Raw genomic sequence first — 26,911 nt, 5'->3', positions numbered from 1 at the left:
CGCGACGCGCGGTGTCTCTCGTCATGGTGGAAGGGCGGGCGCGGGCCGGGTGACGCGAGCGGGGCCGCCGGTTCCGCACGAGGCTCCCGAGGGGCGATGTCCGTCGCGGTCGATCGCGAGTCAGGCCACAGGTAAATAAGCTTACACGAGTGGCGGGGCCGGGTCATCGTGTTCGTGGGTTGAGGCCGCGCCGGCGGTCCGGCGCGCGCTCACGCGCTCGGCGACCGCGATGAAATCCCGGACCGGACCCAGGGCGCGGCGACTGCGCAGCCAGACCACGCGCTCGCTGGTGCCGACGTCCACGTCGACCAGGGGAAGGGTCCGGAAGCGGGCGTCGGGAGGAACGTCCCGTTCCAGCACCAGGGACACGCCGATGCCGTTGGCGACCGCCTCGTGGACCGCTTCCCGGGTTTCCAGGCGCAGCACGGGGCGCTGGCGCAGGCCGTGCATGGCGAACGCCTGGTCCACCACCTTTTGCGTGGTGGACAGGCCGGCGCGGGTGATCAGCGGTTCGCCGACGATCTGCGCGAGGGTGGCGGACTCCAGGCGGGACAGGGGATGGTCGGCCGGCACCAGCGCCGTCAGGCGGTGGTTCAGGAAGATCATGCTTTCCAGCCGGTCGTCCTCGCGAACGACGGGGGTCAGGGCGATGTCCACCTCACGGTCCAGCAGCAGGCGAACCGCTTCCCCGGTGCCGCCCACCTTCAGGTCGACCTCGACGTCCGGGTAGGTCCGCCGAAACGCCGCGACGATGGGCATGAACACCTGGGGCGACGCGGTGGACAGCCGCACCACCGGGGGGACGATATCGTCGCCGCCGCCCAGCAGGATGGCGGCGGCTTCCTCCATGTCGTCCAGGTTCTGGGTGATGCGAAACAGGCGCCGCCCGATCGCCGTGAGTTGGAGGCCGGCGGGGGTGTGTTCGAACAGCACAACGTCGTGGTCGGCCTCCAGCCGGCGCACCTGCGCGGTGATGGCCGGCGGGCTGATCGCCAGGCGATGCGCGGCGCGCGTGAGGCTGCCGGCCCGGGCCACGGCGTTGAAGGCCTTGAGTTGCCCGAAGGTCGCGACCATCGAGCCGTCTCCATGAAAAGGGGGGGGAACGAGAGACGCTCCTTGGGAACTGCCCGGAGGGTCATAGGTGGTGGTTCCGGGCTGTAACAAATTATTATTTTGTTACACAAAACCATATAGTGACCGGTAAGGCAATTTGATTTGTAGTATCGTCTAAGTTGAGGTGCCAGGCAAGGGTTCGGATTTTTAGGCGCCCGTTTTACGGCGCTCGAATACAGTGGCATGGGTGTTTGCGATGGTGCGTGTGTGCCCGCGTGATCTTGGTTTCGCCGCCGTTGACGCCGGTGATCCAGGGTCCCCGGCACGGGGGTGACAGAGGTCCGGTCCGGCCGGGTCCGCCGGGGGGCTGATCCCGCGACACGGGTGCTGTAACGTATGGGTGCTGTCTTGGGGCCGTGGCGGACGGTGGTCCCCGCCGAACCCGGGCCCGATGATCCCCGGTGAGAACGCGGGTCGGCGGCGCATGGCCGCCGATCCGCGTGTTGGTCCGTCCGGCCTGCCGTGACGATGAGGGCGTCGTCATGCCTCGTCGGGCGGGCGCAGGATTACCCGGCGGCGCGCGGGGCGCCGACGCCCGTCGGCTTCGCCGGGTTGCCCGCGACCGTCACGCCGGCCGGCACGTCCCGGGTGACGATGCTGCCGGCGCCGATGATGGCATCATCGCCGATCGTGACGCCGGGCAGCAGGACGGCATGGCCCCCGATCCAGACGTTGGCGCCGATGGTGACCGGTTTGCCCATCTCCAGGCCGGCGGCCCGATCCTTCGGATCGCGCGGATGATCGGCCGCGTAGATCTGAACGCCCGGGCCGATCTGCGTGCCGGATCCGATCGTGATCCGGCAGACGTCGAGGACCACGCAGCCATAGTTCATGAACACATGGTCGCCGACGAAAATGTTGTATCCGTAATCGATGTAGATCGGGGCGCGAATGGCGCTGTGCGCGCCGATACCGCCCAGCATGGCCTTCAGCAACGGTGTCCGCACCGGGCCATCGTCTACGATCGTCTGATTGTAGGCGCGCATCAGGCGCTGGGCCCTGGATCGCTCCTCGCACAGGTCGGGGTCGCCGGGGTCGTACAGGTCTCCGGCAAGCATGTTCTCTTTCTGGCTGCTCATGTCCGCGGGTCTTTCTCCGGTCGGGGCGTGATCGATGACGAAAACAATGGGAATGACAACAGGCCCTACGGCACCGGCGGATGGCCGAACAGCGGGTGTTCGACCACGTCACCGACCTCGATCCCCAGAAGCCGGCAGGTGCCGGCGTTGAGTTCCAGGGCGGCGCGGATGGGACCCTGAGCGGGAAGAATGGCCTCCGACAGCGGCGTGGTCTCGGCGGCGATGGACCAGATGCGCCCGTCGTTCTCCAGGAACAGGATGTCCAGCGCCACATAGGTGTTCTTCATCCACATGGCGCGGGCGCCGATGCCGCCGAAATCGAACAGCATGCCGTGATCGGGGGCGAGGCGGCGGCGGTACATCAGGCCGCGCGCCCGCTGTGTCGGGGTGCGGGCCACCTCCACCGTGAAGACGTAGCGGCGCCCGTCGTGGGTGACCACGGCCACCCGGCTGGTGGGGAACGGGATCGGAGACGGCGCGGCGGCGGCCGGCCGGGTCAGGCCCAGCAGCGGCGCCAGGCCACCCAGGCCCACGGTCCGCAACAGGGCGCGGCGGGGAAGGATCGGGCCGGGCGAGGGGCGAGGCCGGGGTGGGGTCTGCATCGAGGGTTCCAGAGGATCGGAGGGGCGACGGGGGGCGGTCGGCCCAGGGGCGTTCCGTCGGTGACGACGCCCGACTATACTCGGCGAGGCATGGGACGACAAAGGGGCGCGTCGAGTCCGCGCCTCCGCTCCCGCCAGGACACGCCGCCGGCAAGCAACGGCCCCCCCGTAAGGACACGCGCCCGGTGCTCTATCTGGCATACGGATCGAACCTCAGCCGCGCCCGCATGGCGGCGCGCTGTCCGGCGGCGCGGCCGTTGCGGCCCGTGACCCTGCCCGGGTGGGCCTTGCGCTTCGAGCGGGTGGCCACCATCGTCCCGGATCGCGACGCCCATGTGCGGGCGGCACTCTACCGTCTCACGGAGACCTGCCGGCGCACGCTGGACCGGATCGAGGGGGTGGGCGAGGGCCGCTATCGGTGTGCTCTGGTCTCCCTGCCCGCCACCGAGGGCGTGTCGGCGCCGGTGCTGACCTACATCAAGGTCGATGACCGGCGCGGCCCTCCCACACAGGACTACCTGGACCATGTCGTGGCCGGTTTCCAGGACTGGGGGTTCGATCTCGCGCCGTTGCGGCGGGCGGTGGCCGGCGCGGCCGATACCGTCCGGTAAGGCCGCCCGGTCCCACGGGTCGATCGAGAACGGCCTGCACCGGGTGCTCGACATGACCTTCGACGAAGACCGGGCGCGAGACCGCAAGGATCACGGCCCCGAAAACCTCGCGGTCCCGCGGAAACGCGCCCTCAACATCCTCCGGCGCTCACGGCCCGACATCTCCATCCGCCGCAAACGCAAGCGCTGCGGATGGACCAACGACTGCGCCAGAACCATCATCGGCCAAATGCGATAGACCTGGGCGGAACGGCGTTGACCCCACGCGGCTTCCTTTGGACACTGCCACCGGATCCACCCGGAGGATCGTCTCCGGGGACCGTCGGCACGCCCGGTCCGCGTGGGCCGACCCCATCGGCGCCAACCTGAGGACCGGCCCGTGCCTGACGTCATCACCATGCTGACCAGCCTGACCGCCCTCGTCGGCGGCCTCTCGGCCTTCCGGGGCGTCTTCGGCCCCATCCGGGGCAAGCCCACGCGGGGGCCGCTCATGCCCCGGGTGCAGAAGGGCCTGTCCGGGGTCAGTCTGGTGGTCATCGCCCTGGCCGTGGCGGCTCCGGTCGGCCTCTTCGGGGCCTGGCTCCTGACTCTTGCGCTGGGCGCCCTGGTCGCCCTGGCACGGCCGCGCTGGATGACGCGGGGTCGCGATCCCGGTCGGGCCAACGCGGCCCTGACCTATGTGGGACTGATGGCCGTCATGCTGGCCCTGGGCACGGCCACCGGGGGCATGCCGACGGGAGCGGCGGCGGCCGATTCGACCGTGGCGGACCTGACCGCCCTGGGATCCCTGCTGTTGGCCCGCAAGTGGCTGTGGTTCTGGCGCAAGGGCGCCCCCTTCGCCCATCTCGACGATCCCAAGGCCGCCGAGGCCGAGGCGGCGGCGGAGGACGCGCGGGCGCGCGCCGATGACAGCCTGGCGTGGTGGGATCGCATATGGATGCGCCGGCGCTCGGGGGACGCGTCCTTCGACGGGGCCTCTCCCCGGGACGCCGGATCGGCCGGTCATGGCCCGGACGCGCGCGCGGACGGCGGCGCCGCGAACACCCGCGAGGCGCCCGAGGACCAGACCGAGCGCGGGTCGTCGTCGCGTCGGACCCGGGACAAGGCCAAGGACCCGGACGAGACGCTGCGGGTCCCGGGGTATGATCCGGTGTTGCTGGCCGAGGAACTGGCCACCTTCCGCGCCCACGCCCGGTCCATCGACCGCGTGGCCCTGACCTGGCCCGACCACCCGGTGTCCGAGGCGCTGATTCACGTCTCGGTCATCCTCAACGAGACCCGGCGCTACCTTCAGGACAATCCGGACAAGTACCGGGACCTGCGTCCCATCCTCGTCGGGCATGCCACCACGGCGGCCGATATCGCCAGCCTGGTGCAGCGCATCAAGGGCGCCGGCGAGACGCTCGACGACGCCGAGGGCGTGGCGCGGCGACTGTTCGCGCTCGCCAGCCTGATGCGCGAGACCCGCCGCAAGTCCACCCAGGCGGAGCGCGATCGCCTCAAGGCCAGCATGGCGGTCATCGACGAGGAATTGAACGCCCTGTCCGCCATGCGGGACCTTCGGGAGCGTGTCGCCCGCGAAAGCGAACTGTCCTGACGGTCGCGCGCCGGGCAAGCGGCGCGCCCCGGCCCTCCCGGTCACGACACCCATATGTCACGGCTGAGCCAGCGCGACAGCCTCGGGATACAATCAGAACACCCGCAGTGATGTTCGTGTTGATTGTTCGGAAACCTCACCGCACACTCTAGGGGTACGGATGGCTTTGGGACGCGTGTGGCCCTCTCACCCTCCGTGCTCGGCCCGTGGCGGACAGCCCGGGCCAGGGGACCGGGGCCAGAATGGCCGCGACTCGATCGGCGTTTGTCGGTCCACGTCACGCCGGCCGTACCCACGACCGGGCGGGCTGGACGAGAGATGCGGGCTGGACGAGAGATAGAGAGATGCGATTCGTCGGCTCCGTCTGGTGACGGAGGACTCCGGGCAACCTGCCCGACCGAGAGAGCAGACAACAACAAGAGCGGACCGTGAGAACGGACCGCGCGCGGGGCCCGGCGCCTGGTGCGCCCTCCGCCAAGTCTGGGAACGGGACACGCGAGTCGGGATGCAACGCGTGGTCTGCGGTCAACCCAGGGCCTGTCATGAGAAAAGGTATCAGGACAGGGCGTTCTGACTCCGGCGGTCCGTTTCGATGACCGTGAGGACAAAAAAAGGGAGTCCAACACGTCGCCCTCCCTGGCGTGGACCGGGAAACCGGCCGGCCCGGCGGCGTCGCCGCCACGGGATCGTGCCATGCCCGCCTCCGCGCCTCGATCGACCAACGAGAAACGAAGAGGGTAGAGTCCCATGAACAAGCTTCTGGATCGTTTGCGGGCCTGGTGGCGGGCCCACATCCTCGACGAGGTGCCCGATCATCTCGCCGACGCCGAGTTCAATCGCGCCCGGCGCTTCGATCTGGGTTAGGACCGGTCGACGCGCGGGCGCCCGCGACGCGGCGCATGGTCTTGATGCCGACGCGTGAGGATCAAGACCGGTGAGCATGGCCGGCCCCACCCCGCGGACCCCGCGTTTCGCCAGATCGCGGGCGTCCCGATCCGACGTGCGGCGAAGAACGCGGTTCGTCCGCGCCGGGACGCCTCGGGGGTGTCGAGTGGGGCCATCCTCCGCCCCCGCGTTCACCCCCCATCAGTTGATGGCGCTCAGGCGCTCCTCGCGCAGCTTGTCGCGGTAGGCGGTCAGGTAGTCGCGGAAGCGCTCCGCCTGGCGGATCTTGCCACCCACCGAGGCGATGTCGATCAGGCCGTCTTCCGGCGAGGCGGTGACGAGGTCAAAGGCATCCTCGAACGGCGTGCCCTCCAAGCTGCTCATGTAGCGTCGGCGCAGCAGCGACACGCCGGTTTCGTCGCCGGCCAGGGTCAGGGCCGTCGCCCAGTCGATCAGGCGGAAGGCGTCCTTCTCCTCCAGAGCCTGGCCCCCCTCGCCCCCGTCGCCCGTGGGCGGCGGCGGCACCAGTTCGGCCAGCGCCCGGGCGGCCTCGGCCCAGTTCTCGGTGCGCCAGTTGATTTCCGAGCGCAGCACGCGGGCGTCCTCGCTGGGATCGTTCTCCAGCAGCCGCAACGCGGCCACCGGATCGTTGGTATCGGCCAGCGCCCGGGCGCGCAGGTGGCGCCGCTGCCGCTCCAGCCGCTCCGGCAGGGGGGCATAACGGGTCTTGTCCAACGCCTCCAGGGCGCTCGACGGTTGCCGGTTGAACAGGTAGACCAGCGCCAGCCGGGCCCCGACCTTGGTGCGTTCCAGCCCGCGCAGGCGGTACCGGATCTGGCGCTCCAGCAGCCCGGCGGCCTGCGGCAACAGGTCCACGGAGACGAGGCGATCGGCCAGGCGGCGGAAGATCTCGTCGCCCCGGTCTCCGGTCGGCGTCAACTCGCGGAACTCGTCGAACAGGGAGATGGCGGTCAGCGGCGACATGTCGTTGGCGGCGCCGCGCAGGAACAGGGTATCGAAGGTCTCCCGCATGGTGCGGGTGATCGCCTCGGCTCCCGGCCGGTCCTGGAAGTACGACGCCGCCAGACGCAGCGTGCGCAAGGCATCGCCATAGCGCTTCTCCTCCATGTACAGGTCGCCCAGGTCGGTGAGCAACTCGTACTCGAAATCACCGCCGCGCCATGCGAAGCGCAGCAGTTCCAGCCCGTTGATCAACTCGTCGGCGGTGATCTGGTTCAGGCGGTATTCCATGTCCAGCCGGTCCCGCGTGGCCAGCGCGGCATAGCGGCGCGAGAATCCCATTTCCGCCTCGCGCCAGGCGGCGATGGCCGGCTCGAAGGCCCCGGTGCTCGCCAACCGCTTGCCCTCCAGGTACTGAAGGGCGGCCTCGTCGTGGGTGGTGTTGAACGCCTCGTCGCGGGCGGCTTCCAGGAAGGTGTTGGCGGCCAGGTCATCGCCGGCCTCGATGGCCGCGTTGGCCGCCACCAGGGCCAGGGGAATACGCACGTCCGGCGGATAGTTGCCGAGCACGCCGCCGGTGGCCTCCAGGGTGGCCGCCTGCAATCCGGGTGAGCCCAGGCGGCTCTGCGCGGCGGCGCGCCAGAAGGCGGCCTCGTCCACGTCGGCCAGGCTCGGGTGGCCGAGGTCGTCCACGGCCTCGCCGTCGCGCCCCATCAGGAAGTGGGTGGCGCCGCGCAGCGCGCGAAACGCCGGGGTATTGATCATCTCCGGCGCATCTTCCCCCAGCGACCGCAGCACGCCCAGGGCCTCGGGCGCGTAGCCATTGGCGAAGTAGAACCGCGCCAGATCAAGCCGGGCGTTGGCGCGCTGGCTGTCCGGGACCGTGGCCGCCTGGCGTTGCAGCTCCTGCAACGTCTCATGGAAGGTCTGGTCGGTGTCGTCGCGGCGCCAGCCGGGAATGTTGAAGATCTCGGTGGGCGCGCCGTCGCTCAGGGAGGCGAGGCTTTGCAGCCGGGCGCTGTCCGGAGACAACGTCAGGCCCCCGTCCGCCGAGATCTCGGCGCCACTGCGTCCGGACAGCAGGCGGATGCGGTCGGAGTGCGGCACCACCACCACGCCCTGGGCGGTGACCGGCAGGGTGGCGTCGGGGTAGCCCCGCTCCGGATAGACGCCCTGGCCCAACTGAATGACCGGCAGGGCGAAGAACTGATCGCCAAGTTCGGGGTCGATCACGGGAATCACCGCGCCCCCCTCGATCACCGGGATCAGCAGGCGCGCGCCCACCGGCGACTGGGGCTGGGCCTGAATCTCGATGGGCCGTTCCGGGCGCAACGGCTGTTTCATCAGATCGATGACCCACAGCAGGCCATCGCGACGCAGGCTTGGATTGTAGCCGGGTGCGGTGACCATGCGCACCAGGGTGGAGTTCGGACCGATGCGCACCTGCTCCACCGAGCGCACCACCCCCGCCCCGGCGCGCCGCAACAGCGACAGGTCGACCTCCTGGAAGCGGTCGAACATCACCCAGAGATAGCCGGCCCGGCGGAACACCGCCGCCGCCGTGGGCCGATCCCAGGAAAAGCCGAGGCTGACCACCCGGGGGCCGGTCCGGGGTGGGGCGCCGGCCTCGGTTTCCGCGTCGATCCCGGCGCCCAGGTCGGGAACGGTCACCGCGTCCGGGTTGGCACCCTCCAGGATCGAGCCGATGACGTCACCGGGGCTCGGGCTCGGCCCCACTGCGATGTCGGGCGGGTCCGGCATGGCTTCGGCCTCGCTGGCCGTCAGCCCGTCGTCGGCCGGCGGCGTGGTCACGGCCTGGGCGGGTCCCTCGTCCGCCGGTTCGGATGACCGCGCGTCGGCCGCCAGCGCCGGATCCGGGTCCAAGGTCGGAACGTCCCCGCCGAACGGCGCCGGCGTGGGCTCGACGGCCGGCGCCACCGCCAGGGGCGGCGTGGCGGGCCCGGTCCCGGGCACCAGCACGGGCACGGATTCAGGTTCGGGGTCGGCGACCGCCTCCGGTCCGGGCGCGCTCGGCTCGGGCTCCGGGGCCTCGGCATCGGCCGGCACGGTGATGTCCAGCACCACCTTGGGGCCGGCCTCGAAGGTGCGGGCAACGGCCCCCTCGGGCAGGCGCACCGCGAATTCGCTGCCCTCCGCGGTGACGCGCTGGCTGACCTGGGTCAGGGTCTCGGGCAGGTCCCCCCGAATGGGGTCCACCGCCAGCGGCACGGGGCGATCGAACCGCAGGGTCAGTTGGTCGCCCGACTGGTCGAGGACGTGGCCCACCGGACGGGTCCAGTCGAACACGATCCGATGGAAGCCGTCATGGGCGCCGGTGCGCACGCGGATGCGGCTGGGATCGCGGGCGGGCGCGGCCGCTCGGACGGGGCGGGCTGGCGGGTCCAGGACGCCGGCGCGGGGCGGTCCGCCGCGCAGTTCGATGACCACCGCGCTGCCCCGGGTGTAGGCGCTGAGATCGAAGTCGCCCTTGAGCGGCATGATGGCCTGGAGCCGGTCCCCGGACAGGCGGATGGTCTCCACATAGGCGGGCAGGCGGCGCGGGATCAGCGCCGACCCCGAGGGCACCGGCGCGTCGAAGCGGGCCACCAGGGTGCGGCCGCGCATCTCCACCGTGTAGCGGACCGGCACCTCCCAGTCGAAGACGATGCGGCCGATGCCGTCGCCGGCGGTGGCCGAAACGGTGGCGGCGCCCGCCGTGGACGGACCGGCGACCAGGAGCACCGCCACCAGCAGCAGCGCGGCCAGGGCACGCGAACACGCGGGGGACCGGATCATGCGGGCGGTCCCTCCACGCGGTCGGGCAGAACGATGATGTCCACCCGGCGGGCGAGCCGCGCGCGCTCGGCGTCCGGCACCTGGGCCAGGGCGCCGAAGCGGGTCGCCGCATGCCCCCAGACCTCCAGCGGGCGGCTGTAGCCGGCGCGGCGCAGGCCGTTGGCCACCGCCGCCGCGCGGGCCAGCGAGAGTTCCCAGTTGCCGGGGAAGGGACCGTCCGGGGACACCGGACGCCGGTCGGTGTGCCCGGCCACGGCAATCCGGTTGCGCAGATTGGACAGGGTCGCGCCGAGGTCGGCCACCACCGGGCGCGCCCCGGCCGCGATGTCGGCGCTGCCGCCGGAGAACAGAAGGTCCGCCGGCAGCAGGATCACCAGGCGATCGTCAAGCCCCTGCACCAGGGTGCCGGCGAAGCGCGGATCCTGGGCGAAGGTGTCGGTCAGGACCGAGGCCAGGTACCCCAGGTCCTGGGCGCGGGGCCGCCGCGTGCCGCGCAGGGCGTCATGACCGCCCTGCTCCTCCCGCGTCGTGGTGACCGGGGTGTCGGGCCCCCGCAGGGCGGGCGCGCCACGGAAGGTCTCGGTCAGGGACGCGGTCAGGCGCTCGAACGCCTCGGCCTTGAAGGCGGACATGGCGAACATGAGCACGAAGAATGCCAGCATCAGGACCACGAGGTCGCTGAAGGTCACCATCCAGGCCAGATCCGTGCGGCCCCCGGTCATGCCGGCCGCCACGGGCGCCCGCGCGGGGTACGTCGGGGTGAGTTGGCGGGGTCCGGAACGCGGCGCGCCACGGGACCCCAGCCGGGGGTCGCGGGGACCACTACCGCCCGGTCTGGGCCATCCGGATCCACTGCGATCGGGGTATGCGCCATATGCGCCAGTCATCGCGCCGTCCGCTCCCTGACGGTCCCGTTGTTCTCGTTTGGGGCCCCCGAATCCTCGCCCCCCCCATCAACGCCTCCCGCCGGCGCCCAAGCCGGCCGGGAGTCCGGTGACGATCCCGCGTCCGGTCCCCCGAACGGCACGATCGTCGGTGTCCCACGCGCGGCATCGCCAGCGGGCGACATCATAGCATCGGCGTCCTCGTCTTGGGCACCCGGGAAACGGGCCGCCGGCGCGGGCGCCGGCGTCTCGTCGTCACCGGCGCCGACGGGGGCGTCGATGGCCACCGCGTCGGCCGGCACCGCCGAAAAGTCCGGATCCCAGCGCGTCACGTCCACGCTCCGAAACACTAGACGTATCCAGTCGGGATCTCCTGGCGCGAGACCGACGAGAACGCTGCCCCGCGCGGCGCCCCGGTCGTTCATGAAGCGGCCGAAGGTGCCGGCGCGTCGCACGGCCAGATGGGTCCCGTCGGCGGGCAGCACGGCCACGTCGTTGGCGTCCCGGGCCTCGACCACCTCGGCGATCACGGCCATCTCGAACCGCAGGCCGCGCGGTGCCCCGGCCAGGGCGGCGACCACGCTGTCCAGCAAGGACTGTCGTGACGGACGCAGGGTATCCGCGCCGGGTTCGAACAGGGCCTCGGCGCGCATCCGGACCTCCACGGCGTGCCCCGGCACCACCTGGTGCAAGCGTACGGCCGGAACCGCGGACTGGAACAAGTCGGTCACCAGGGCGATGAACGCCTCGGCGGCGCGGCGGTCCCCGGCCAGATCGTCGAGCGGCATCAGGGCCTCGGCGGGGGCACGGCGCGGCGCGAAGGTCAGGGTCAGGCTGTCCATGACGGCTTCGGCACGCTGCCGTTCCAGGCTCGACAACGCCGTGAGCATGATGAAAAACGCCAGCAGCAGCAGATAGAGCGCCAGAAACAGGGTCAGGGAGGCCCGCCCGACCATCCCGCCCCCCCGGGCCTCGCCGCCCGCCCCGGGCATGCCGGCGGCCCCGGACATGCCGGCGGCGAAGCGCGTGCCGGGAAAACCGGGCGTTACCGGAAGGCGCGCCAGACGGCGGGGCAGATCGGCGGTCGAGGCCATGTCAGGCCATCCAGCCGCGCGCGGCCGGTGCGCGGGGAGGAGGGGTCACGAACACAAGGACGTGCACCAAGGCAGCACCTCTTGGGCTGGCCGGGGTGCCGGGGTGGTCCGAGGGGCCGGGCGTGCCGCGCGCGATCAGAAATCGCCCAGCACGCTGACCATCTTGGATTTCAGCGTCTCGGCATTGAAGGGCTTGACGATATAGTTGGAGACCCCGGCCTCCTTGGCGGCGATCACGTTCTCGGACTTGGATTCCGCCGTGACCATGATGAACGGCGTGGCCTTCAGCTTGGCATCGGCCCGAACCTCCCGCAAAAGCTGCAAGCCGGTCATGGGCTCCATGTTCCAGTCCGAGATGACCAGACCATAGGTGTGTTCCCCGGTTCGCAGAATCTGCAGGGCCTGGCTGCCGTCGGTGGCTTCGTCGATATTGTTGAAGCCAAGTTGGCGCAGCAGGTTCCGGATGATCCTGAGCATGGTCTTGTAGTCGTCCACGATCAGGACGCGCATATCCTTATCAACGGCCATCTGTCTCCCCAATCGCGATCACGGCGTCGCACGGCTATAGAATACGCAAACGCCCCTCTGTAAGGCTACTTAAAGGAACCCAGCGCAAGGGCGCAAGTCTCCTTTTTTTCCTTGGCCCTGTGCCCGGCCCTGTTTTTCCGCGCGGCCCCCAGCACGGGTCCCCAGCACGGCTCCACCAAGCCGGGTGCCCCGGCCCGTGCCCGATCACGGCCGGCCGGCCTGATCCCCGATGCCCGAACTCCCGGGCAAGGCGCGGCGCTGCGCAAGCTCGGTCGTGACCTGCTTGGCGCGGTCGGGCGTCATCTCGGCGAGGATGGCGGCGGAACTCCGTTCCTTCATGTTTTCGATCACGGTCAGAAGGATGGGCATGTCCAGATCATTGAAGATGCGCGCCGCATCTTTTGGCTTCATGCTAGCATAAATCCTGACCAGTTGGTTGATTTGTTCCATCTCCTGCTCGGAGTGTTTTTCCAGCAGGCCCTCGATCACCGTCTCCAGCTCCCGCAGCTCGCCCACCCGGGCTTCGATGCGCCGCTCGGCCGCCTGAAGCAGCGCCTCGCGCGTTCCCAGTTCGCGCTCGCGGGCCTCCAGCTCCTCGCGCCGCTCGGCCAGGCGCTGCAACAGGTTGATCTCCGACTGGGTGAACCCCGGCGGCGTCAGGCCGGCCGCCGCCTCGGCCGCCATGTCCGGCGCGCCGCGCACGGGCTGCGTCGACGAGGCGCCGGGCGTGGCGCTTCCGTCCGGCTCGCTCTCCGGAGGGGCCCTCTCGGGCGTCTCGGCCCCTGCGCCGCTGGTGGTCTCGGCCCGCGCGAGGGCCTGGGACTGCCCCAGCGAGACCGGCCCCGACCACCCGTTGATGTCCTCGTACAAGGCCCCAAGCCGGATCGACAGCATGAAGAACGCGATACCGATCACCGCATGCAGGATGCCGATCCGGGGCAACGACGGCGAGGACCGGTGTGTCTTGCGCGTAGCCGGGGCCATTCTGCCTCACCTCGCCAATGGGAACCGCGCCCGGCGGTGACCACCGCCCCGGGCGCGCGCATCATGTTGCCGGCGGTCGCCGGCGCGGCAACGGCCGATGACAGGGACCCTCGTGGTCCCGTGCCGGCGTCGGCCGCTTCGCTTGGCCGGTGCCTCGTGGGCCGCCGGTCCCCGACCGCTCCCGAGTGAACCACGAAGACCCTTAAGATTCGGAAAAGCGCCGCGCCCGTCGTGCATCCAGGATGACCGTCAGCGGGCCGACTGCAAGGCGCGCAGCAACTCCCGCTCCGCTTCCGAGCGCTCGTCCTCGATGAAGAAGTCGTCATCGTCCCGCGCTTTCGGCGTCGCGGGCGTTGCCGGCGCCGCCGGCGGGGCCGAGACCGACGCGGCGCGCGGCGGTGGCGGCACGCTCGCGGCGCCCTGCGCGGCCTCCCGCCGGTTGGTCAGCGACCGCGGCTGCGGCAGGCTGGCGGCGGCGATGGCCTGCTGCACGGTGCGGGCGTCGGCGCCCGGGTCGGGCGTTCGCGCGCCGCCCCGGGATGGCGCGCGCGTCTCGGTGGCGGCGGGACGGGCGTCGCGGGAGCGCGAGTCCAGGCGGCCCGCCATGGACTCGGCGCGGTCCACCATGAAGGCCAGGTCGTCCCGCAGGATCTGCGCCTTTTCCACCCGGTCCTGAAGCGACCGGCCGGCCTCGTCGGCGGCCTTGCGGAGCCGGGGCACGCCGGCCTCGGCGCGTTGGGTGGCCTCGTTGAAGCTGGCGATGAGGCGCGTCAGGTCGTCGCGGTTGCGGCGAAGATCGGCCAGGCGGCTGTTCAGGACCCAGGCATAGATGATGGTGGGCACCAGCAGGGCGATGATGGCGATATCCAGGATCAAGGTCAGACTCAGGGACATGGCCGCCTCGGCAATCGGGTCTCGCGCGCATCCCGGACCGGCCGATGGGGGCGGGCATGGCGTGAGCGCGCGCTCAAGGGACGAGACCGGGAGATGAGGATCACGGGCGCGGACCGGCCCCGCCGGGTTCGGCCGCGCCCCGGGTCCGGCCGGGTCAGGTCTCGTGGGACTTCTGCTGCACCCGGCGGTCCACGCGAATGGCGATGTTGTTGCCCCGCCGCCCCATGCGGCCGCCGAACATGGGGACGTCGCCGCAGCGTATCTGCACGGACGAGTCCGGCGTGGCGTTGAACATGATCTGCGAGCCGACCTCCAGATTCAGGATGTAGCGCAAGGGCAACTCCACCTCGTCCAGGATGGCCTCCATCTCCACCTCGGTGAACCAGATTTCCTCGGCCAGATGGGTCTCCCAGATGGAGTCGCGGCCGAACTTCTCGCCCATGAACATTTGCAGCAGCAGTTCGCGGACGGGTTCCAGCGTGGCGTAGGGAATCAGCAGTTCCAGGCGGCCGCCGCGATCCTCCATGTCGATGCGCAGCTTGGCGACGATGGCGGCGTTGGAGGGGCGGGAGATGGTGGCGAACCGCGGGTTGGTCTCCAGGCGCTCGAACCGGAAGGTCACCGGCGACAGTGGGTCGAAGGCGGCCGACAGGTCGGCCAGGACGACATGCACCAGGCGCTCGACCAGATTACGCTCGATGGTGGTGTACGGCCGGCCCTCGATGCGCATGGCGGCGGTGCCCCGGCGCCCGCCCAGCAGCACGTCGACGATGGAGTAGATCATCGAGGAATCGATGGTCAGCAACCCGGAGTTGTCCCACTCCTCGGCCTTGAACACCGACAGCATGGCCGGCAGCGGGATCGAGTTCAGATAGTCCCCGAAGCGCAGCGACAGGATGTTGTCCAGCGAGACCTCGACATTGTCCGAGGTGAAATTGCGCAAGCTGGTGGACATCATGCGCACCAGCCGGTCGAACACCACCTCCAGCATGGGCAGGCGTTCGTAGGACACCAGGGCGCTGTTGAGGATGGCCTGGATCCCCGACTTGTCGCCGGCGCTTTCCTCGGTTTCGTCAAAGCCCAGAAGGCTATCGATTTCGTCCTGGTTCAGGACCCGGGTGCTCTCGCCCCGACCGGCGGCACTGGAGACAACCTCGCTCGCGCCGCCGCCCCCGCCGTCCCCGAGCATGGCCTCCCACTCGGCGGCCATGGCCTCGGCGTCCTCGGGTTGTCCCTCGCCGTCCATGCCCGCCTGTGCGTTGCCGCCACCGCCCTCGTCCTCGGAGCCTTCGACCATGGCCGCCCACTCGGCCATGAGGGCTTCCTCGTCCTCCTTGGTGACCTCGCGTTGCACGTCGTCCGAAGGGGCCATGGTGATCGCCTCGTCATCGCGGGACCGGGCGGCGCCGGGGCACCGGCCCCGTCAGGGACCCGGTGTTACTGAACCAGCATTTCCTTGAACAGCACGGCGTTGACCTGGGCCGGGCGCACCGCGTTGGCGACCCGGCGCAACAGTTCCTCGCGCACCCGATAGATGCCGGCCGCGCCCTGGAGGTCCTCCACGCGCAACTCCCGCAGGAAGGTCTGGAAGTTGTCAATGACCCGGGGCATGACCGCCTCCACCCGGGCCACGTCCGCCTGGTTGGCCAGTTCCAGGCTGACCCGGACCTTCAGGAAATGGGCCTTGCGGCCGCCCGTGGCGTTGAGGTCGACGATCATCTCCGGCAGGTCATAGAACACGGTGTGCCCCAGCGCGCCGGCCTCGCCCTCGCCGCCTTCGGCACCATGACCGCCATGGCCACCACCGCCGCCGCCATGGCCGCCATGCCCGTCATCCGCGCCGCCGCCGGCATCGGCGCCATGCGCCTCGTCGCCGCCGGAGGACGCGCCCAGGACCGGGTCGAGCATGCCCGTGAAGTAGGCCCCGGCGCCGCCGCCGACGACCACCAGCAGCGCCAGCAGGATGATGATGAGCATCTTGCGGCGACCGCCGCCCTTTTTGCCCTCTTCATCAAAACTGTCGTCGCCATCGACGTCGTCGAAGTCTTCTTCAAGATCATCGGCCATCGGCTACTGTGTCCGGTCAAGGAGAAGCCAGAAAAGGGAGCATCGGAGACGGGACCGCCGGGACAGGCCGCCGGGCGGACGGCACGTCGGCCACGCCGGACCGGGGCGTCCGGGACACGGCCCCTCGGCCCCTCGGCGAGGTCCGCCGTCCGACCGCGATACCGTGTCGCCGCCGCGCCAGCATCCACAGGGTAGAGCCTAGTCCGCAGTCCTTAACAATTCGTTCAGCGGCAGGACCGCCCGGCAAGTTCTGCCCGGCAACCGGCGCCCGCCCGGCACCGGCGCGCCCGTCGAGCCTCCCTAAAATAACCAGCCCTCTCAAAGCATTGCGCTGTGGCATGGAAGCTGCATCACCGGACCCGGACGTCTGCGTCGCGGGCGCGTCAGGCCGGATCCCGATCCGGTCGGGGGCCGCGGACACGACGGACAACGCCCACGTCTCAAGGCCCGGCACGACGATGGAAAACACGACATACATCACCCTGTCCCGACAGACCGCCCTGTGGCGGAAGATGGACGTGGTGGCGAACAACATCGCCAACATGAACACGCCGGGCTACAAGGGCGAGCACATGCTGTTCGCCGAGTATCTGGCCCGCTCGCGCAGCGCCGACAGCGCCTTCCCGGACAAGCTGTCCTACACCACGGACTTCGGGACCTATCGCGACGCCAGCCTGGGCCCCATGGACAACACCGGGAATCCCCTGGACGTGGCCATCAACGGCGACGGCTACTTCGAGGTCGAGACCGACGTCGGCCGCTACTATACCCGCAACGGCCGGTTCATGATGGACAACGACGGCATGATCGTCACCACCCAGGGCCATCCGGTGCTGACCACCGAGGGGACGCCCCTGTTCATCGCACCCAACGAGAAGACCATCTCCATCGCCCGGGACGGCGCCGTCTCCACCGAGACCGGCCCGGTCGGGCGGCTGCGGGTGGTGGATTTCGAGGACGACCAGGCCATGCGCCGGGTTCAGGCCGGTCTGTATGACGCCCAGGACCAGGAGCCCCAGGACGTGGAGACGGTCACCCTGGAGCAGGGCACCTTGGAGGGGGCGAACGTCCAGCCGGTGGTGGAGATGACGCGCCTCATCGAGGTGCATCGCGCCTATGAGACCATTCAGAAGCTGATCGAGACCGAAGGGGAGCGGCAAAGCCGTGTCATGCAGACACTGTCCGGCGTGAGCCAGTCGTAACGGCCAGGATTTGAAAGACATCAGGACAAGGGGTGGAGGAGACCATGCGCTCCCTCAATATCGGCGCCACCGGGATGCTGGCCCAGCAGCAGAACGTCGAGGTCGTCTCCAACAACATCGCCAACATGAACACGACGGCCTATACACGCCGCCGGACCGAGTTTCATGACCTGCTCTACCAGACGCTGCGGCGCGCCGGCTCCACCTCCTCGGACAGCGGCGACATCGTGCCGGCGGGCGTGCAACTGGGCCTGGGCGTCAAGACCGCCGCCGTCTACCGGATCACCGAACAGGGCAGCATGTTGTCCACCAACAACAGCCTGGACCTGGCCATCGAGGGCAAGGGCTACTTCCAGATCGACCTGCCCTCGGGCGAGACCGGTTACACGCGGGACGGCTCGTTCCAGCTGAGCCCCGACGGCGAGGTGGTCACCCACGACGGCTATAAAGTTCAGGGCATCCAGGCCATTCCCAACGAGGCCGTCAGCATCACCGTCAACAAGTCGGGCGAGGTGCTCTACAAGCTGGACGGCCAGAACGCCTTGCAGAACGCCGGCCAGATCCAGTTGGCCATCTTCCCCAACGAGGCCGGCCTGAACCCCATGGGCGACAATCTGTTCACCGAGACCGAGGCGTCGGGCAACGCCACCGCCAACAATCCGGGACAGCCCGGCTTCGGGACCGTGCTTCAAGGCTTCCTGGAATCGTCCAACGTCAACGTGGTGGCCGAGATCACAGAACTCATCAGCGCCCAGCGGGCCTATGAGATGAACTCGAAGGTCATCACCACGTCCGACGAAATGATGTCCACCGTCTCGCGCATGAAGTAGCCGGACCAAACCCGCGCCGGCCGGGCCTTGACCCCGGCGGGAGGACCCCTTGATGATCCGTTCGTCGCTCACCATCTCCGCTCGCGCCGCCGCGCTGGCCCTGGCCGGCCTGCTGGCGGCGACCGCGCCGGCCCGGGCCGCCGAAGTGATCCTGCCGGTGGACGAGACGGCGGCGACGCCGGCGGCCGTGGACGGCGCGCGGACCGACACGCCGGACATCGTCGCCCTGGCCGAGGCCCTGGTGGATGCCGCCACCCGCCGCGCGGCGCTGGCGCCGCCCGCGCAACCCGCGCGGGCCGCCACCTTGGCGCCGGGCAGCGGGCTTCGGGCCAGCCTGCGGCCGGAAACGGAAATCGAGCGCGACGTGATCCTGCTGGGCGACGTGTTCGGGGGCCTGCCGCCGGAGGCCGCGCGGGTCCCCGTCGCCCACGCGCCCGAGCCGGGCCAGCGCCTGCTTCTGGACGCGGGCTACCTGGAGACCCTGGCCACGGAGTACGGCGTGAACTGGACGCCGGTCAGCCGGTTCGTCCAGGCCGAGGTGGCCCGGCGCGGGTACGAGGTGGGCCGGCCCGAGGTGATGACGGCCTTGCGCCAGCGGCTTGTTCAGGCCGGCATGCCGGTGGACGGGGCCATCGTTCTCAACGCCCTGAACGTGCGCGCCATGGTGGGCTCGCCGGAGGCCGCGCGGGTGCGGGTGCGGGACCTGTACTACGACGAGCGGACGCGCCGCTTCAACGCCCTGCTCGAAATTCCGGCCGATGCGCCCAATGCCCGCTCCGTGCGCCTGACCGGGTCCGTGCATGTGGCCGTCGAGGTGCCGGTGCTGGCGCGGCCCATGCGCCGCGAGATGGTCATCACCGAGGATGATCTCCGCTGGGACGAGGTGCGCGACACCGACCTGCGCCCGGACATCCTGCTCGACCCGGCCGATCTGGTCGGCCACATGGCCCGCAACGGCATCCAGGCCGGCCGGCCGGTGCGCGCCAACCAGGTGCGCCTGCCCGACCTGGTGCGGCGCAACGACCTGGTCACCATGGTCGTGGAAACGCCGTTCATGACGGTGACGGCGCGCGGCCGGGCCCTGGAATCCGGCGCGCTGGGCCAGACGGTGCGGGTGTCCAATCTGGTCTCCGACAAGGAGCTCCTGGCGGTGGTCCAGGGACGCAACACGGTGGCCGTGCGCCCCGAGTTGCTGGCCGCCGCGCGATGAGAACGCCGATGACGACGACGATGACCGGAGCGTCCGCGCGCCCAAGGGACGGGGGCGGATCCGGGACGACGGGGCACCGGGTGCCCGGGAGACGAACCATGATGACCCCTGCCTGCGCGCGCCCCGTTCCCGCCGCCCGGCCGCTGTTGCGCGGGATGGTCCTGGTGCTCGTGGCCGGCCTCGCGGCCGGCGGCCTGAGCGGCTGCAAGACCATGCAGCGGCTCGCCGAGGTGGGCGACGACCCGACCATGAGCGAGGTCGAGAACCCCACCCTGCGCCGCGACTACAAGCCGGTCAGCATGCCCATGCCGGTGCCCGAGGTGGCCACGCCCAATCCCAACAGCCTGTGGCGGCCGGGCGCGCGCGCCTTCTTCAAGGACCAGCGGGCCAGCGAGGTGGGCGACATCCTCACGGTGGTGGTGGCGATCGAGGGCGAGAGCGCCAGCCTGAACAGCACGTTGAGCCGGGACCGCGAGGGCACCGAGGGGGCCGGCGTCACCAACTTCTTCGGCCTGGAGTCCGGGTTCAGCGAAATCTTCCCCAACGAGATCGACCCCTCGAACCTGGTCAACTTCGGCTCCAGCAGCGACCACACGGGCACCGGCGCCATCGCCCGGGCCGAGACCATCAACATTCGCCTGGCCGCCGTGGTCTTGCAGGTGCTGCCGAACGGCAACCTGGTGATCGCCGGGCGCCAGGAGGTGCGGGTCAATGGCGAACTGCGGGAACTGACGGTCACCGGCGTGATCCGGCCCCAGGACGTCCGCTCGGACAACACCATCGAATGGGACAAGATCGCCGAGGCGCGGATTTCCTACGGCGGGCGGGGCACCGTCTCCGACCTGACCGAACCGCGCTACGGCCAGCAGATCTACGACATCCTGTTCCCGTTCTGAGCCCGTGTCCGGACCACCGCGCGGACAGCCCGGACGATGACGCGCCGTCATCGCCATTGGGTCGGGGAGAGAGGGGCGCGGCCGTCTGGTCGCGCCCCTCGCGCGCCTGTATAGTGGGCCTCATGCTGTCCACCGCGACGTCAGCGCGCCGCCGCGCCGCCTCCTTGCTCCTGGCCCTCGTGATCGGGCTGGTGGCGACCGCCTGCGATCGCGGCTGGCGCGACGAGCCGTTTCCCCATCCCTCCCGGTCGGCGGGCGACCCCACCGGGCCGCGCCTGATCACCGTGGCGCCGGGCGACAGTGTCTACGCCATCGCCCGCCGGCAAGGTGTGCCCATGCGGGCGATCATCGTCGCCAACGATCTGCGCCCCCCCTATGCGGTCCAGCCCGGCCAGCGGCTGTTCCTGCCGGCGCAGCGGGTGCATACGGTGACGTTCGGCGACACGCTCTATGGGCTGTCGCGGACCTACGGTCCCTCCGTGGCGGCCATCGCCAATGCCAACGGTCTGGCGCCGCCCTACGGGATCCAGGCCGGGCAGCGGCTGGTGATCCCGGTGGATCCGGCGCCACCTGCCGCCACTGGTGGGGTCGCGCCGTTGCTGCCTCCGCGCCCCGCCCCCCGGAACGACGGCGCCGTCGCCCTGGCGCCGCTCGTCGCGCCGGTCGCGCCCGCCCCCCTCGCCGCGCCCATCCCGGCCTGGGTACCCGACGGGGAAACACCGCCCGCCGCGCGTCCCGCCGCCAGCCCGGCCATCGCGTCGGACGGAACGCCGGTTCCCCCGCGACGGCCATCCGGACAGACGGCCTCCCGCCCGGCATCCGCGCCGGTGGCCGGCGTGAGTCCGGCGCCCGCCCCGGTGCCCGTGCCGCCGCCGCCCCCGCGCGCCGGCGACCGCTTCCAATGGCCGGTGCAGGGCGAGGTGATCGGCCGCTTCGGTGGCTCCGACCAGGGGCTGCACAACGACGGCATCAACATCGCCGTGCCCGAGGGAACGCCGGTCCGCGCCGCCGACACCGGGGTCGTCGCCTACGCCGGCAACGAAATCCAGGGGTTCGGCACCCTGATCCTGATCAAGCACGCCGACGGCTGGATGACCGCCTACGCGCATGCCTCGCGCCTGGAGGTTCGGCGCGGCGACACCGTCCGGCGCGGCCAGGTGATCGCCCGGGCCGGCCGCACCGGGTCGGTCGATCGCCCGCAACTCCACTTCGAAGTCCGCCGCGATGCCCGCCCCGTCGATCCGATGGATCACCTGGGGCCGCCGGGGCGGGTGTGACCCCGCGCCCCGCCCGCCGTCTCGTTCCTGTCCCCCTCACGCCGGAAGGCCCGATCGTTCATGTCCCCCGATGCCTGGTCCGACACGCCCATCCTCGACCGCCCCCCGCGTGACCTGTCCGGTGCCGGGGCGGGGCCCGGGCCGGAGCCGGAGTCGACCCCGGCGCCGCTGACGGCGGCCCTGTGGACCCTGCGTCCGGAGCACGGAGGAGGACCCGCCCTGGAGACATTGCGGGCGCATCTGTCGCCCAACGAGTGGTTCCGGGTGAGCAGCTTCCGGGATCCGGCGCATGCCTGGTCCAGCGCGGCCACGCGCGCGCTGCTGCGGCTGATGCTGGCGCGGTATCACGGCGGGGAGCCGCTCGACTGGCACTTCCGCACCGAGCCCGGCGGCCGCCCACATGTGGACATGACGCGCCCGCCCTTTCCCCTGACCGAGGCGACGCGGCCCCGGTTCAGCCTCAGCCACACGCGCGGACTGGCCGCCTGCCTGGTCAGCGTGGGCGACTGGCCACCGGGGGCCGAACTGGGGGTGGACGCCGAATGGACCGTGCGCACCGTGCCGGCGCTGCGCCTGGCCGAACGCTTCTTCCATCCGGACGAGGCGCGGGCGCTGGCGGCGTTGCCGCGCGGACCGGCGCGCCAGACCCTGTTCATGACCCTGTGGACCCGCAAGGAGGCGGTGCTCAAGGCGCTGGGCCTGGGCATCGCCAACCACCTGGGGGACATCGCCTGCCTGGGCGATCCGGCGCGCATCGCGGGGCCGGCGGCGATGATCGGCGCTCCCGAGGCCTGGCGCCTGGGCAGCGAGGACGCCACGCCCGACCATCGCCTGTCCTGGGCGGCGCACACGCCCCTGCCGGCCGCGCCCGCGTGCCCCCGGGCCATCGTGCCGCCCGCGCACCGCAGCTTCATCGGCTGGCCGTCCTGACCGACGGCCGTCAGCGTCGCGACATCACGAGGCCGGCGCCGACTCCATCAGGATATTGGCCACGGCGCGGGCCTTGTCCGTGCCCTCGCCATCGGGATCCATGTGGTCCGTCAGCCAGGCGTGGACCGCATCCGGATCCACGGGGTTGGTCTTCAACTGCACCGCCGTGACCGCCTGAATCGCCATCAGGCCGGCGGCCAGATCGTCGATCACGCGCAAAAGCTGCTCCGACTGCTCCGTGCTCAGCTCACCCATGCGGCGAACGTCATTCGTGACCTTGGCGATCAGTTCAACGACTTGTCCCAACGCGAGATCGGACATGAGAGCGCTCTCCTGGATCTGAACTGCGGATTGAGCCGCACTGGACTGTGTGGTCGGCGTTTGTGGTCGGCGTATGTGGTTGGGGGCCATTGGTCCCGTGTCCCGCGAAGACATCGGTCAAAAGGCCCCACGCGACACCAATACCTAGCAGGCGCGGTACTTTATCTCGCCACGAAGACAAGGGCAACAGGTGCGGCAACCAAGGCTATCGCATTGGGCCGATGATGGTTCTGGCGAAGTCGTTGGTCCATCCGCATCGCTTGCGTTTGCGGCGGATGGAGACGTCGGGCCGTAGCTCCCGCGAGGAGACGTGAAAGTGACGGGTCGTTCGGGTCTTGCCGTCGATCGCGATGACGCCCGCGCCGGCGGCCCCGAGATCGTCCAAGAGTGGCTCGGGGACGTCGCCCAACGCTTCAAGGAACCAGGACATGGGGCCTCCCGCCTGAGGCAAGGACGTCCCCCTACAGACTCCATGTCACGCTCGACCGCTACCCCCGATTTCTCAAATGCGAGTCCCCCGCCGTTCCGCCCCACGCCGTTCCCGGTCCCGGTCCGGGTGTTGCGGGCGAGCGCGTCGCCCGGCGGACCCTTGGCGTCATTCTACCGCCAGATCGGTGTGCCGCTGCCCGGCAGGCCGTAATCGCCCCAGCGCCGGTTGACCTGGTCGATGATGTCATCGGCCATGCGCAGCTTCTGGCCCCACTCGCGATGGGTCTCGGGCGGCCATTTGTTGGTGGCGTCCAGGCCGATCTTGCCGCCCAGGCCGCTTTCCGGGCTGGCGAAGTCCAGGTAGTCGATGGGCGTGCCCTCGACCACCGTGATGTCGCGGCCCGGGTCCATGCGCGTGGACAGGGCCCACATCACGTCCTTCCAGTCGCGGGCGTTCACGTCGTCGTCCACCACGATCACGAACTTGGTGTACATGAACTGGCGCAGGAACGACCACACGCCCATCATCACCCGCTTGGCGTGGCCCGGGTACGCCTTGCGCATGCTGACCACGGCGATGCGGTAGGAGCAGCCCTCCGGCGGCAGCCAGAAGTCGACGATCTCCGGGAACTGCTGGGTGAGCAGCGGGATGAACACCTCGTTCAGGGCCTCGCCGAGCACGCTGGGCTCGTCCGGCGGCCGGCCGGTGAAGGTGGACAGGTAGATGGGCTTGCGGCGCATGGTGATGGCCGACAGGCGGAACACCGGGAACGGCTCGACGCTGTTGTAATAGCCGGTGTGGTCGCCATAGGGACCCTCGTCGCCGAACTCGTCCAGCAGCACATGGCCCTCCAGCACGATCTCGGCGGTGGCCGGCACCTTCAGGGGCACGGTCTTGCAATCCACCAGGTCCACCTTCCTGCCCCGCAGCAGGCCGGCGAACTGGTATTCCGACAGGGTGTCCGGGACCGGCGTCACCGCCGCCAGGATGGTCCCGGGGTCGGCGCCCAGGACGACGGCGGCGGGCAGGGGCTGCTTCTTCTCGGCGGCCCAGCGGCGATAGTGCTGGGCGCCGCCGCGATGCTTCAGCCAGCGCATCAGGGTGGTGTCGCGCCCGGTCACCTGCATGCGGTAGATGCCCAGGTTGAAGCCGTCCTCGCGCCGGCCGCCCTTGCGGTCCGCCTGCGGTCCCTGGGTGACCACCAGCGGCCAGGTGATCAGCGGCGCCGGCTCTCCGGGCCAGCAGGTCTGCACCGGCAGCCGCCCGAGGTCGATGTCGCCGCCGGTCAGCACCACGTCCTGGCAGGGCGCCTTGCCCGCGCCCAGCGTGCGCGGCTTCATGGCCAGCACGGTCTTCAGGAGCGGCATCAACTCCATGGCCTGGCGCCAGCCCCCGGGCGGCTCCGGCTGCTTCAGGAAGGCCAGGGTCTCGCCCACCTGGCGCAATTGGTCGGGCGTGCGGTCCATGCCCCAGGCGACCCGCTCCACGGTGCCGAACAGGTTGACCAGCATGGGCATGTCGTAGCGCCGCCCGCCGTCGCCCACCACCTGCTCGAACAGCACCGCCGGACCGCCCTCGGCCAGTAGGCGGGTCTGGATCTCGGTCATCTCCAGGATCGGCGAGACCGGCACCCCCACCCGCCGCAGCCGGCCGGCCTTCTCCAGGTGGTCCATGAAATCGCGCAGGGACTCGAAGGGCATCGCGGCTCTCCCGGAGGGCTGGAGCGCGGCGGCGGGAGGCGCAACCTGGGATCGTCCGCATCCACGCCACGCGGGGCTTTTCCTTACCACCTCGTTCGATAGACTGCTATCCTAAGACATAACTGCTGCCCCGGATCGGCGGTTTGGGGGTCGATCCCGGGACCTTGGCACAGCACCGTCTTGAGGCCCGTCATGCCGTCGTCCGAGTCCCGAACGGTCGCCCGCGACGCTGCCGCCGTGCTGAGCCGCGAGCAGGAGCGCGAGGAACACTTGAGCCGCCTCATCCAGGCCGGTCTGGCCATGGCGGCGGAGCGCGACCACGATGTCCTGGTGGAACGGATCCTCCTGGAGGCCAAGGCGCTGGGCCGGGCCGACGGGGGAACGCTGTACCTGCGTGACGAGGCGGGCACCGCCTTGCGCTTCGCCATCCTGCGCAACGACAGCCTGAACCTGGCCATGGGGGGCTCCGCCGCCGATCCCGTGACCTTCCCGCTGCTGCGGATGGAAACGCCGGACGGCCGGCCCAACTACCATAACGTCTGCACGGCGGCGGCCTTGTCGGGGCACACCATCAACATCCCCGACGCCTACGAGTCCGAGGCGTTCGACTTCTCCGGGACCCGCCGGTTCGACGCCGGCACGGGGTACCGGTCGCAATCCTTTCTCACCATTCCGCTGCGCAATCACACCGACGAGGTGATCGGCGTCCTGCAACTCATCAACGCCATGGACGAGCACGGCACCGTGGTGCCGTTCTCCCGCGAGATCGAAAGCCTGGTGGAGGCGCTGGCGGCGCAGGCGGCCATCGCGCTGGACAACCAGACCCTGATGCGCGCGCAACGCGACCTGCTGGACGCGCTCATCAAGATCATGGCCGGGGCCATCGACGCCAAGTCCCCCTACACCAGCGGCCATTGCGAGCGGGTGCCGGCCATCGCCAAGCTGATGGCGGAGGCCGCCTGCTCGGCCACCGACGGTCCCTATGCCGAGTTCGGGCTGGACGAGGCCGAGTGGTACGAACTGCATGTGGCCGCTTATCTGCACGACTGCGGCAAGGTGACCACACCCGAGTACGTGATGGACAAGGCCACCAAGCTGGAGATCATCCACAACCGCATCCACGAGGTGCGCGTCCGCTTCGAGGTGCTGCGCCGGGACGCCGAGATCGCCTACTGGCGGACGGTGGCCGAGGGCGCCGACGAGGCCGAGGCCCGCGCCACCCGCGACGCCGAGATCGCCCGGCTGGATGATGACTTCACCTTCGTCGCCACCTGCAACATCGGTGGCGAGTTCATGTCGCCGGAGCACATGGCGCGGGTGCGGTGCATCGGTGACCGTCCGTGGGTGCGCCACTTCGACCGCACCGCCGGCCTGTCCTGGCAGGAGCGCCACCGCCAGGCCGAATGCCCGCCGCCGCCGCCGCCGGCGGTGGAGCCCCTGTTGTCCAACCGGCCGGATCATCGGGTGGACGGCTATGACTTCGGCGAGATCTACAACCTGTGCATCAGTCGCGGCACCATCGCCGAGGAGGAACGCCAGAAGATCAACGACCACATCGTCGTGACCCAACGGATGCTGGACCAGATGCCCTTTCCCCGGCACCTGGCGCGGGTGCCGGAAATCGCCGGCAATCACCACGAAAAGATGGACGGCACCGGTTATCCCCGGGGCCTGCGCGGCGAGGACATGTCGCCGCTGGCGCGCATGATGGCCATCGCCGACGTGTTCGAGGCCCTGACCGCCTCCGACCGGCCCTACAAGAAGCCGAAGACCCTGAACGAAAGCGTGCGCATCCTGTCCCTCATGGTACAGGACGACCACATCGACCCGGACCTGTTCGAGCTGTTCCTCTCGGGCGGCGTGCACACGGCCTATGCGGAGATGTTCCTTCAGCCGGAGCAGGTCGATGGGGTGGACGTGGACGCGTATCTGCGGATCGCCCGCGAGGCCCGGGCCCGGCGGCGGGGTCACGCCCCCTGAGCACCCGGACCGGCGATCCGCCAAAGACCGCGACAGACGGC

General features: G+C 70.3%; 23 protein-coding genes and 1 pseudogene. 10 read left to right on the top strand and 14 right to left on the bottom strand.

Annotated features, from left to right (window positions below; all coding sequences use genetic code 11):
- Positions 1–141: 141 nt before the first annotated feature.
- The 3 genes from GGD89_RS11745 to GGD89_RS11735 form a co-directional block, all read right to left on the bottom strand.
- Positions 142–1,074 carry a LysR family transcriptional regulator gene (locus tag GGD89_RS11745; RefSeq protein WP_184045442.1) on the bottom strand — a complete coding sequence of 311 codons (933 nt, stop codon included), beginning with the start codon at positions 1,072–1,074 and terminating at the stop codon, positions 142–144.
- Positions 1,075–1,619: 545 nt separating this feature from the next.
- On the bottom strand, positions 1,620–2,192 hold the full coding sequence (locus GGD89_RS11740) for a sugar O-acetyltransferase (protein WP_184045440.1): 573 nt from the start codon (positions 2,190–2,192) through the stop codon (positions 1,620–1,622).
- Positions 2,193–2,257: 65 nt separating this feature from the next.
- Entirely contained in the window at positions 2,258–2,794 is a 537-nt protein-coding gene (locus GGD89_RS11735) for a DUF192 domain-containing protein (RefSeq protein WP_184045438.1), read from the bottom strand.
- Between GGD89_RS11735 and GGD89_RS11730 the strand changes: the two genes are divergently transcribed.
- The 3 genes and pseudogenes from GGD89_RS11730 (at position 2,782) to GGD89_RS11720 (ending at position 5,002) form a co-directional block, all read left to right on the top strand.
- Positions 2,782–3,405: a gamma-glutamylcyclotransferase family protein gene (locus tag GGD89_RS11730; RefSeq protein WP_425503038.1), complete on the top strand. Its 624-nt coding sequence runs from the start codon at positions 2,782–2,784 to the stop codon at positions 3,403–3,405. The genes GGD89_RS11735 and GGD89_RS11730 overlap by 13 nt on opposite strands.
- A pseudogene (locus GGD89_RS11725) lies at positions 3,404–3,643 on the top strand (ISAs1 family transposase); the annotation flags it as partial. The gene GGD89_RS11730 and the pseudogene GGD89_RS11725, both read left to right, overlap by 2 nt.
- A gap of 141 nt (positions 3,644–3,784) precedes the next feature.
- Positions 3,785–5,002: a hypothetical protein gene (locus GGD89_RS11720; protein WP_184045434.1), complete on the top strand. Its 1,218-nt coding sequence runs from the start codon at positions 3,785–3,787 to the stop codon at positions 5,000–5,002.
- A 1,086-nt stretch (positions 5,003–6,088) separates the two neighbouring features.
- On the opposite strand, the gene GGD89_RS11715 is transcribed toward GGD89_RS11720, so the two are convergent.
- From GGD89_RS11715 to GGD89_RS11680, 8 genes are all read right to left on the bottom strand, one after another.
- Positions 6,089–9,643, bottom strand: coding sequence for a tetratricopeptide repeat protein (locus GGD89_RS11715; RefSeq protein WP_184045432.1), 3,555 nt, complete (start codon positions 9,641–9,643; stop codon positions 6,089–6,091).
- The gene (locus GGD89_RS11710) at positions 9,640–10,365 is read right to left on the bottom strand and encodes an OmpA/MotB family protein (protein WP_184045430.1); all 726 of its coding nucleotides are present in this window, start codon (positions 10,363–10,365) and stop codon (positions 9,640–9,642) included. The genes GGD89_RS11715 and GGD89_RS11710 overlap by 4 nt, the downstream gene beginning before the upstream one ends.
- Positions 10,366–10,526: 161 nt before the next feature.
- A complete protein-coding gene (locus GGD89_RS11705) occupies positions 10,527–11,621 on the bottom strand; it encodes a hypothetical protein (protein WP_184045428.1) in 1,095 nt (364 codons plus the stop codon).
- A 135-nt stretch (positions 11,622–11,756) separates the two neighbouring features.
- Positions 11,757–12,149 (bottom strand): response regulator, encoded by a 393-nt coding sequence (locus GGD89_RS11700; RefSeq protein ID WP_184045426.1) that lies wholly within the window; start codon positions 12,147–12,149, stop codon positions 11,757–11,759.
- 204 nt (positions 12,150–12,353) lie between these two features.
- On the bottom strand, positions 12,354–13,133 hold the full coding sequence (locus GGD89_RS11695) for a MotE family protein (protein ID WP_184045424.1): 780 nt from the start codon (positions 13,131–13,133) through the stop codon (positions 12,354–12,356).
- Between the two features lie 249 nt (positions 13,134–13,382).
- A complete protein-coding gene (locus GGD89_RS11690; RefSeq protein ID WP_184045422.1) occupies positions 13,383–14,027 on the bottom strand; it encodes a DUF6468 domain-containing protein in 645 nt (214 codons plus the stop codon).
- A gap of 154 nt (positions 14,028–14,181) precedes the next feature.
- Positions 14,182–15,399: a flagellar motor switch protein FliM gene (gene fliM / locus GGD89_RS11685; protein ID WP_184045420.1), complete on the bottom strand. Its 1,218-nt coding sequence runs from the start codon at positions 15,397–15,399 to the stop codon at positions 14,182–14,184.
- A gap of 65 nt (positions 15,400–15,464) precedes the next feature.
- Positions 15,465–16,094, bottom strand: coding sequence for a flagellar basal body-associated FliL family protein (locus tag GGD89_RS11680; RefSeq protein WP_184045418.1), 630 nt, complete (start codon positions 16,092–16,094; stop codon positions 15,465–15,467).
- 458 nt (positions 16,095–16,552) lie between these two features.
- Between GGD89_RS11680 and flgF the strand changes: the two genes are divergently transcribed.
- The 6 genes from flgF (at position 16,553) to GGD89_RS11650 (ending at position 22,439) form a co-directional block, all read left to right on the top strand.
- Positions 16,553–17,296 carry a flagellar basal-body rod protein FlgF gene (gene flgF / locus GGD89_RS11675; RefSeq protein WP_184045416.1) on the top strand — a complete coding sequence of 248 codons (744 nt, stop codon included), beginning with the start codon at positions 16,553–16,555 and terminating at the stop codon, positions 17,294–17,296.
- 44 nt (positions 17,297–17,340) lie between these two features.
- A complete protein-coding gene (flgG, locus tag GGD89_RS11670) occupies positions 17,341–18,126 on the top strand; it encodes a flagellar basal-body rod protein FlgG (RefSeq protein WP_184045414.1) in 786 nt (261 codons plus the stop codon).
- 52 nt (positions 18,127–18,178) lie between these two features.
- Complete coding sequence (gene flgA, locus GGD89_RS11665; RefSeq protein WP_184045412.1) at positions 18,179–19,336, top strand: flagellar basal body P-ring formation chaperone FlgA; 1,158 nt, start codon at positions 18,179–18,181, stop codon at positions 19,334–19,336.
- Positions 19,337–19,491: 155 nt separating this feature from the next.
- Positions 19,492–20,232: a flagellar basal body L-ring protein FlgH gene (gene flgH, locus GGD89_RS11660; RefSeq protein WP_184045468.1), complete on the top strand. Its 741-nt coding sequence runs from the start codon at positions 19,492–19,494 to the stop codon at positions 20,230–20,232.
- A gap of 122 nt (positions 20,233–20,354) precedes the next feature.
- Entirely contained in the window at positions 20,355–21,509 is a 1,155-nt protein-coding gene (locus GGD89_RS11655; RefSeq protein ID WP_184045410.1) for a LysM peptidoglycan-binding domain-containing M23 family metallopeptidase, read from the top strand.
- 60 nt (positions 21,510–21,569) lie between these two features.
- Positions 21,570–22,439 carry a 4'-phosphopantetheinyl transferase family protein gene (locus GGD89_RS11650; protein WP_184045408.1) on the top strand — a complete coding sequence of 290 codons (870 nt, stop codon included), beginning with the start codon at positions 21,570–21,572 and terminating at the stop codon, positions 22,437–22,439.
- Positions 22,440–22,463: 24 nt separating this feature from the next.
- Here GGD89_RS11650 and GGD89_RS11645 read toward each other — a convergent pair whose 3' ends face one another.
- From GGD89_RS11645 to GGD89_RS11635, 3 genes are all read right to left on the bottom strand, one after another.
- On the bottom strand, positions 22,464–22,760 hold the full coding sequence (locus tag GGD89_RS11645; protein ID WP_184045406.1) for a hypothetical protein: 297 nt from the start codon (positions 22,758–22,760) through the stop codon (positions 22,464–22,466).
- A 205-nt stretch (positions 22,761–22,965) separates the two neighbouring features.
- On the bottom strand, positions 22,966–23,190 hold the full coding sequence (locus tag GGD89_RS11640) for a hypothetical protein (RefSeq protein ID WP_184045404.1): 225 nt from the start codon (positions 23,188–23,190) through the stop codon (positions 22,966–22,968).
- 170 nt (positions 23,191–23,360) lie between these two features.
- Positions 23,361–24,890, bottom strand: coding sequence for a UbiD family decarboxylase (locus GGD89_RS11635; RefSeq protein WP_184045402.1), 1,530 nt, complete (start codon positions 24,888–24,890; stop codon positions 23,361–23,363).
- A 192-nt stretch (positions 24,891–25,082) separates the two neighbouring features.
- Between GGD89_RS11635 and GGD89_RS11630 the strand changes: the two genes are divergently transcribed.
- Entirely contained in the window at positions 25,083–26,870 is a 1,788-nt protein-coding gene (locus GGD89_RS11630; RefSeq protein WP_184045400.1) for an HD domain-containing phosphohydrolase, read from the top strand.
- Positions 26,871–26,911: the final 41 nt, after the last annotated feature.

Source organism: Roseospira visakhapatnamensis (assembly GCF_014197915.1).
In the GTDB taxonomy this organism is placed as follows: domain Bacteria; phylum Pseudomonadota; class Alphaproteobacteria; order Rhodospirillales; family Rhodospirillaceae; genus Rhodospira; species Rhodospira visakhapatnamensis.
This window is presented reverse-complemented; position numbering and strand designations above follow the sequence as displayed.